The sequence below is a fragment of the Tenacibaculum sp. TC6 genome (assembly GCF_050606265.1).
Classification (GTDB): Bacteria; Bacteroidota; Bacteroidia; order Flavobacteriales; family Flavobacteriaceae; genus Polaribacter.
In genome coordinates this window covers 1-6,758 of record NZ_JBOCUK010000060.1, presented here as the reverse complement: position 1 = coordinate 6,758, position 6,758 = coordinate 1, and the positions used below count along the sequence as shown (strand labels likewise).

Sequence of the window (6,758 nt, the reverse complement as noted above, 5' to 3'; positions counted from 1 at the left end):
TTTTGGTAAAACGTCTTGATGTTTTGGTGAAAACACCTTGATCTTTTTATAAAAACGTCTTGATGTTTTTTAGAAATCTATATTGCTAAATTTTAATCAAATTTTTTAATGATAGAAACCAAATCATTTTTATATAGCATACCTGATTGCCTCCATAACATTTTACCTTCTTTAAAAAGCATAAAAGTAGGCACACCTTTTATTTGATAGGTTTTGGCTATGTGCGGATTTTTATCAATATCTATCTTTATAATGGTAACCTCTTCTCCTAATTCTTGTTTAAGATCTTTTAAAATAGGAGCCATCATTTTACAAGGTCCACACCATTCAGCAAAAAAATCAACCAAAACAGGTGTGTTACTTTTAATAAGTTGTGAAAAATTTCCCATATGTTTTTATTATTAATACGTTATAAAACTAATTTAATCTATGTGTTTATAACGTGTCTATTGTATAGGTGTTGTATTATTTTTAAATTGAATACTCCAAATACCTCTAACCTGATTAACATCGTACCCCTGAGCGTTATCATTAGGATATAACTGAGCTATTTTTTGCAAAACTTCCGGTTGTATTTGTGTTTTTGGGTTTCCATGACATTGTAAACACATACTATTAGTTACAATGGGGTAATAAAATGTAACTTGTTCTTCTGTTTGTTTAACAATAGGTTTTACTTCTTCCTTATTATCAATAATTTTCTTATACTCATTAATAATTTCTATTTCTTCTGTATTAGCGGCATTATTACTGTTTCTGGGTTTGTCTGAAACTCTTTTAATAGAAGCATTAAAATGAATTGCCATACTATCAGTAAGCGGATATGCTTTTTCATTGCAAAAAGCTAAAGCATTTAAAGTTCCTTTTTTTTGAATGGTTCCCATTAAGTTTTTTCCTAAAACCTTTTTGGTGTCTAAAGCGTAGCTTAAGCCCAGTTCTTCCGGAGTTTTGGAAGGATTAACTTCTCCAACTTTTTTCCCCGAATTAATATATCCCTTGCCTTGCTCAGATTTCCAGTGCTCTTTAAACCACTCGGGCTCTTCTATTTCATAATTAAAGAGGTAATTGGCTATTTTTTTGAGGTCTTTCTCTTCAAACTTTTGATAAGGCATAACTCCAAATCGTTTGACAGCACCATACATTTTTGCGTTTTCTTTGGTTGGATTTTGAACAAAGTTTAGGAACTCTTTAGTAAAGGTTGTTTCAGAAGTGTTCTCATCTATATAATGAGCTTTTATAGCTACCATAGGAGGAGCAATTCTTTCGTCATGAGCTGTTTTTGGAGAATGACATACAAAGCATTTAGTTTCTAACAGCTTTTTACCGGGATGAGTCACTGAAGAGTTTACAATTATTGAATTGTTCTGAGTAGTTGAAATAGGTGTTTCTTTTTGTGTCGGTTTACAGCTTAATAAAAAGCCTAAGATGGTAAGAAACAGTATTGTTTGTTTTTTCATCGTTCTGTATTTTAGAGTAAAGATAGAACGATTTAAAAGTTTTAGATGTAACTAAAGTTACTCATTAGGAAAGCATAGATATTTAAATTAATAAAGATTATGAGTCAATAAAAAAGTAGTTATTGAAAAAAATAAGTAAGGAGGATACATGTTTTACTTAGTGAGGAAATTTCTATAGCTCTAATACTTTAATTGAATTTCTCTGTAATTTAATTTTAGCTTGTTTTTCTAATGATTTCAGAAGTCTTGAAATAACCACTCTTGAGGTATGCAAATCATTAGCTATTTGTTGATGTGTTACATTAATAATATCGTTATGATTAACCAGCGCTTTATCTTTTAAATATTTTAATAAACGTTGATCCATATTTAAAAAAGCAATGGTATCAACTGCCTCAATAAACTCTTGTAACCTGCTATGGTAGCTTTGTAAAATAAATTCTTGCCAGCTTTTATATTTGCTTAGCCATTCACTCATTTTTTCTTTAGGAATCATAAGAAGCTTTACATCAGTTTCTGAAACAGCTCTTATTTTACTTTTGGTTTGCCCCATACAACATGATAAGGTAACTGCACAGGTATCTCCTTTTTCTAAATAGTATAATACTAACTCATCACCATTTTCATCTTCTCTTAAAATTTTAATAGCACCGCTTAAAAGAAGAGGAATAGAAATAATATAACTATTAGTGTCAATAATAGTGGTATCTGCCTTAAATTCTTTATAAACGGCAATATCATTTATTTCATGTAATAAATCGTCTTCAAATAAATAACCGTAATTAAATTTTAGTTCTTCTATCAAGATTAATTGGCTTTTGGGTAAAAATACTACTTTTTAAGAGATAAATCTATCTAATAATTTACGAATATAAAACAATTCCAAGAATGATAAATATCAGTTTTTAGGCTAAGATATTTTCTGAAATTTGATATAGAAATTAAAACATAAATCAATTAAAAACATGAAAAAAAGAACGCCCGTATCAGTAATAATGACCAAAAATGTAATCACATTAAATAAGGCAGATGATTTAACAGCAGCTGAAAAGTTGTTTAAAGAAAATAATATACGTCATATTCCGGTGGTAAGCGGAAAAGCAGTAGTTGGTATGTTGAGTTATACTGATTTATTACGAATTAGTTTTGCTGATGCTATTGATGAAGATGAAAATGAAGTGGATACAGTAGTATATAATATGTTTACCATAGAGCAAGTAATGGCTAAAAACTTAATAACTGTAAGCCCGACAAATACAATTAAAGAAGTGGCAGAAATTTTATCTAAAAAAGAGTTTCACGCATTACCGGTTGTAGAAAACGGAGAGTTGGTAGGTATTGTAACTACTACAGATTTAATCTATTATTTGCTAGAGCAATTTAATTAAGAAAAAAAGCGGTAAAGAATTATTCTTTACCGCTTGTATATTTTAGTTAACAATTGCTTTTAGATTTTCAATAGTTGCAATAGGATCAGGGCTTTTAAAAACAAAGCTACCTGCTACTAAAACATCGGCACCTGCCTCAATAAGTTTATTAGCATTTTTGTCTGTTACCCCTCCGTCAATTTCAATCAGCGTAGGAGCATTGCTAAATTCAATTAAATGTTTTAATTGACTTACTTTTTTATAGGTGTTTTCAATAAAAGATTGTCCTCCAAATCCAGGATTAACACTCATAATACAAACTAAATCTAAATCAGCTATAATGTCTTCAAGTACAGCAATTGGTGTATGTGGATTCAAAGCTACTCCGGCTTTCATTCCTGCTGCCTTAATTGCCTGAACTGTTCTGTGTAAATGAGTACAAGCTTCATAGTGAACGGTTAAAATGTTAGCTCCTAAATCGGCAAAAGTAGTGATGTATCTATCCGGATCTACAATCATTAAATGTACATCAATTGTTTTTTTTGCATGTTTAGATATTACATCCAGCACAGGCATTCCAAAAGAAATATTCGGAACAAAAACCCCATCCATAATGTCAATATGAAACCAATCGGCACTACTTTGGTTAATCATTTCCACATCACGCTGTAGGTTACCAAAATCAGCAGCTAAAACTGAAGGAGCAATAAGTTTTTCCATTAATAATAAATTGTTGTGTTGTTTTATGGTGCAAATATAGTTAAAACTTAAAGAGGCTGAGTTTTAAATACAAAGAAAGCCCTTAAAAAAGGGCTTTCTTCTTATATTATATATGTAGGATTATCCTAAATAAGTCATTAAAATTTTACTGCGAGAAGTATGCTTTAATCTTCTGATAGCCTTTTCTTTAATTTGACGTACACGCTCACGAGTTAAATCAAAAGTTTCTCCGATTTCTTCTAGCGTCATTGGTTGATGTTCTCCTAAACCAAAGTATAATTTAACAACATCAGCTTCACGAGGAGTTAAGGTTTCTAAAGCACGGTTAATTTCAATACGTAATGATTCGTGTAATAAAGTTTTGTCCGGATTTGGTGATTCTCCAGAGTTTAATACATCATATAAGTTAGAGTCTTCACCTTCTATTAACGGAGCATCCATAGATACGTGACGACCCGAGTTTTTCATAGACTCTTTAACATCATTAACCGTCATGTCTAATTTCTTGGCAATTTCTTCAGCACTTGGAGGGCGCTCATTTTCTTGCTCTAAGAAAGCGTACATTTTATTAATCTTATTAATAGAACCAATTTTGTTTAAAGGTAAACGAACAATTCTTGACTGCTCAGCTAATGCTTGTAAAATAGATTGACGAATCCACCAAACTGCATAAGAAATGAATTTAAAACCACGCGTTTCGTCAAAACGTTTAGCTGCTTTAATTAATCCTAGATTTCCTTCGTTAATTAAATCAGGTAATGTTAATCCTTGATTTTGATATTGTTTTGCAACCGATACAACGAAACGTAAGTTTGCTTTTGTTAACTTTTCTAAAGCTCTTTGATCTCCGGCCTTAATACGTTGTGCTAACTCTACTTCTTCATCAGCTGTAATTAAATCTACTTTTCCTATTTCTTGCAAGTATTTATCTAATGAGGCGGTTTCTCTGTTAGTAACCTGTTTTGTAATCTTAAGTTGTCTCATGTAATAAAAAGGTATTTTTTAATTTATTTATCACTCTTCATAGTACTTATACGTAGCACAATTAAAAAATGTTACAAAAGAGAATATTTTTTTTCAAAATAATTTTGCACCTGTTAAAGATTTGTTAAATTTGATTAAATAAAATTGTATTAGTGACCTTTACCCAAAGAGTGTGTCTTACAAGTTATAAGTCTAAAACAAACGTTAACCAAACTTAGCCGTTGAAGAGTATTGATGTTACAAAATTAAGTGACGAGGATCTGGTGAAAAAAATAGCGGAAAAAAATGATACCCATTTATTTGCTGTTTTATACGACCGATATGCAGGTGTTGTGTATAATAAATGCTACGGTTTCTCTAATAGTAAAGAGGAAGCGCAGGATTTAACACACGACCTTTTTATTCACTTATTTGTAAAAATACGTACCTTTAAAGGAAAATCTAAGTTTTCTACTTGGTTATATTCTTTTACCTATAATTTTTGTGTTAATTATGTACAAAGAAATAGTGCAAAAAAGAAAGAAAAAGTTACTGTGGTAACTGACCAAATAAAAGAGGAGGATAGTGGCTTAGACGAAATAGATGACGCAGAACTGTTTGAATTAAAGTCGGATAAATTAGCTAAAGCATTGGAAATAATAGCACCTTCTGAAAAAATGATTTTGTTAATGAAATATCAAGATGATATGAGCATTAAAGAAATAGCAGAAGTGCTAGAGTTAGGAGAAAGCGCAGTAAAAATGCGTTTAAAACGAGCGAAAGCTAAAGTCATAGAAACGTATAATGAGTTGTAATTAGCATGGAGAATCCATTTAAGAAAATATTACATAACGAAGAATTGCCGGAGGTACTTAGAAAAAAAGTACTTAACGATGTGGCAATGATTAAGCTTTCTATTGACGTAGCCGATTTATTTGTGGTGAAGTATCCTAATACAATTGCAGATTTGTTAGGTGGAGGAAGAACTCCTTCAGATAATAACAAAAACAAAAAAGAAACAGATTAACTTCATTAACTAAACAATACTATTATGATTTCTTTACAAGTAGACGTATTAGAACCATTCAAAAAGATTTTTGATGATATGATAGAATCATTACCAACAGTGGTAGGTTTTATTGCATTTGTTATAACCTCATGGTTGGTTATAAAGCTGTTTTTATACATAGTAAGAAAAGCTTTAGCAAGAACTAAAATAGATGAGTGGTCAAAAAAATTAAGCAACACGCAAATTTTTGGAGATACTACCATAAACATAGTGCTGACTAATGTGATTTTAGCCGTGCTAAAATGGTTTCTCATTTTTATGTTTGTTATGGTGGGGGCCGAAATGTTTGGTTTAAATGGAGTGTCAGATGGTATAAGAAGTTTCTTTGCATATTTACCAAAATTACTGACCGCGCTTGGAATTTTTGTAGGAGGTGCGTATTTAGGTACTATGGTAAAAAAAGCAATTCAATCTATGTTTAAATCTCTTGAAATTTCAGGAGGAAATTTAGTAGGAAATATTGCATTTTATTTAATTGTCGTATTCTTATCAATTACAGCATTAGATCAAGCTGGGGTAGATACTTCAGTAATTAAAAGTAATTTAACCTTATTAATAGGTTCTGTTTTACTGGCATTTACTATTGCATTTGGTTTAGGAGCTAGAGATGCTGTAGCAAGATTGCTCTTTGGTTATTATTCAAGAAAAAACATAGCGATTGGAGATAGAGTAATCATCGGAGATGTTGAAGGTGTAGTAATTGCAATTGATAATATTTGTTTAACCATTAATACAAATGAGGATAAAATAATTTTGCCAATTAAGGATGTGGTTAACAGTAAAATAGTTCTTAAAAAATAAGAAGATTTTAAAAAAATACATATATTTGTGGGTATATATAGAATCAAAGCTACCTTTAGATAAAAATTAATGATAGATTTCGGGGGACTTCTATCTAATAGTGAAGGTTTCCTTCACGTTATAAAAAGACCATCAAATTTGATGGTCTTTTTTTATTAATTATTTAAAAAAATGTGACCATTACAAAAAGGTTGTGTCATAAGGGAATAAAGATAGATTTTCGGGGGGATTTCTATCTAAAGGTTGAAGGTTTCCTTCATGTTATAAAAAAGGTCGTCAAATTTGATGATCTTTTTTTATTAATTTGTCCCGTCCTAAAATAAGTTGACACAAATTAGACTTATTTTATGAATACGAGTCCACACAAGAAAAAGCGCACAC

General features: G+C 30.6%; 9 protein-coding genes. 4 read left to right on the top strand and 5 right to left on the bottom strand.

Annotated features, from left to right (window positions below; genetic code table 11):
• Positions 1–92 precede the first annotated feature (92 nt).
• The 3 genes from trxA to ACQY1Q_RS17075 form a co-directional block, all read right to left on the bottom strand.
• Positions 93–389, bottom strand: a complete 297-nt coding sequence (gene trxA, locus ACQY1Q_RS17085; RefSeq protein ID WP_431006545.1) for a thioredoxin — start codon at positions 387–389, stop codon at positions 93–95.
• A 57-nt stretch (positions 390–446) separates the two neighbouring features.
• Entirely contained in the window at positions 447–1,457 is a 1,011-nt protein-coding gene (locus tag ACQY1Q_RS17080; RefSeq protein WP_431006544.1) for a c-type heme family protein, read from the bottom strand.
• A gap of 172 nt (positions 1,458–1,629) precedes the next feature.
• Entirely contained in the window at positions 1,630–2,262 is a 633-nt protein-coding gene (locus tag ACQY1Q_RS17075) for a Crp/Fnr family transcriptional regulator (protein WP_431006543.1), read from the bottom strand.
• Between the two features lie 160 nt (positions 2,263–2,422).
• On the opposite strand from ACQY1Q_RS17075, the gene ACQY1Q_RS17070 reads away from it, so the two are divergent.
• Entirely contained in the window at positions 2,423–2,845 is a 423-nt protein-coding gene (locus ACQY1Q_RS17070; protein WP_431006542.1) for a CBS domain-containing protein, read from the top strand.
• Positions 2,846–2,887: 42 nt separating this feature from the next.
• Here ACQY1Q_RS17070 and rpe read toward each other — a convergent pair whose 3' ends face one another.
• Together rpe and ACQY1Q_RS17060 are read right to left on the bottom strand one after the other, a co-directional pair.
• Positions 2,888–3,544 (bottom strand): ribulose-phosphate 3-epimerase, encoded by a 657-nt coding sequence (gene rpe, locus ACQY1Q_RS17065; RefSeq protein WP_431006541.1) that lies wholly within the window; start codon positions 3,542–3,544, stop codon positions 2,888–2,890.
• A gap of 120 nt (positions 3,545–3,664) precedes the next feature.
• Positions 3,665–4,528 carry a sigma-70 family RNA polymerase sigma factor gene (locus tag ACQY1Q_RS17060; protein WP_028891227.1) on the bottom strand — a complete coding sequence of 288 codons (864 nt, stop codon included), beginning with the start codon at positions 4,526–4,528 and terminating at the stop codon, positions 3,665–3,667.
• 263 nt (positions 4,529–4,791) lie between these two features.
• On the opposite strand from ACQY1Q_RS17060, the gene ACQY1Q_RS17055 reads away from it, so the two are divergent.
• The 3 genes from ACQY1Q_RS17055 to ACQY1Q_RS17045 are packed head-to-tail and all read left to right on the top strand — an operon-like array spanning position 4,792 to position 6,377.
• A complete protein-coding gene (locus tag ACQY1Q_RS17055; protein WP_431006540.1) occupies positions 4,792–5,322 on the top strand; it encodes an RNA polymerase sigma factor in 531 nt (176 codons plus the stop codon).
• 5 nt (positions 5,323–5,327) lie between these two features.
• Entirely contained in the window at positions 5,328–5,534 is a 207-nt protein-coding gene (locus ACQY1Q_RS17050) for a hypothetical protein (RefSeq protein ID WP_431006539.1), read from the top strand.
• A gap of 24 nt (positions 5,535–5,558) precedes the next feature.
• Positions 5,559–6,377 carry a mechanosensitive ion channel family protein gene (locus ACQY1Q_RS17045; protein WP_431006538.1) on the top strand — a complete coding sequence of 273 codons (819 nt, stop codon included), beginning with the start codon at positions 5,559–5,561 and terminating at the stop codon, positions 6,375–6,377.
• The last annotated feature ends 381 nt before the right edge of the window (positions 6,378–6,758 follow it).

Bases quoted from the DNA above. Each gene is read 5' to 3' on its own strand.
- trxA (WP_431006545.1), bottom strand. From the start codon at position 389: ATGGGAAATTTTTCACAACTTATTAAAAGTAACACACCTGTTTTGGTT.
- ACQY1Q_RS17080 (WP_431006544.1), bottom strand. From the start codon at position 1,457: ATGAAAAAACAAACAATACTGTTTCTTACCATCTTAGGCTTTTTATTA.
- ACQY1Q_RS17070 (WP_431006542.1), top strand. From the start codon at position 2,423: ATGAAAAAAAGAACGCCCGTATCAGTAATAATGACCAAAAATGTAATC.
- rpe (WP_431006541.1), bottom strand. From the start codon at position 3,544: ATGGAAAAACTTATTGCTCCTTCAGTTTTAGCTGCTGATTTTGGTAAC.
- ACQY1Q_RS17060 (WP_028891227.1), bottom strand. From the start codon at position 4,528: ATGAGACAACTTAAGATTACAAAACAGGTTACTAACAGAGAAACCGCC.
- ACQY1Q_RS17050 (WP_431006539.1), top strand. From the start codon at position 5,328: ATGGAGAATCCATTTAAGAAAATATTACATAACGAAGAATTGCCGGAG.
- ACQY1Q_RS17045 (WP_431006538.1), top strand. From the start codon at position 5,559: ATGATTTCTTTACAAGTAGACGTATTAGAACCATTCAAAAAGATTTTT.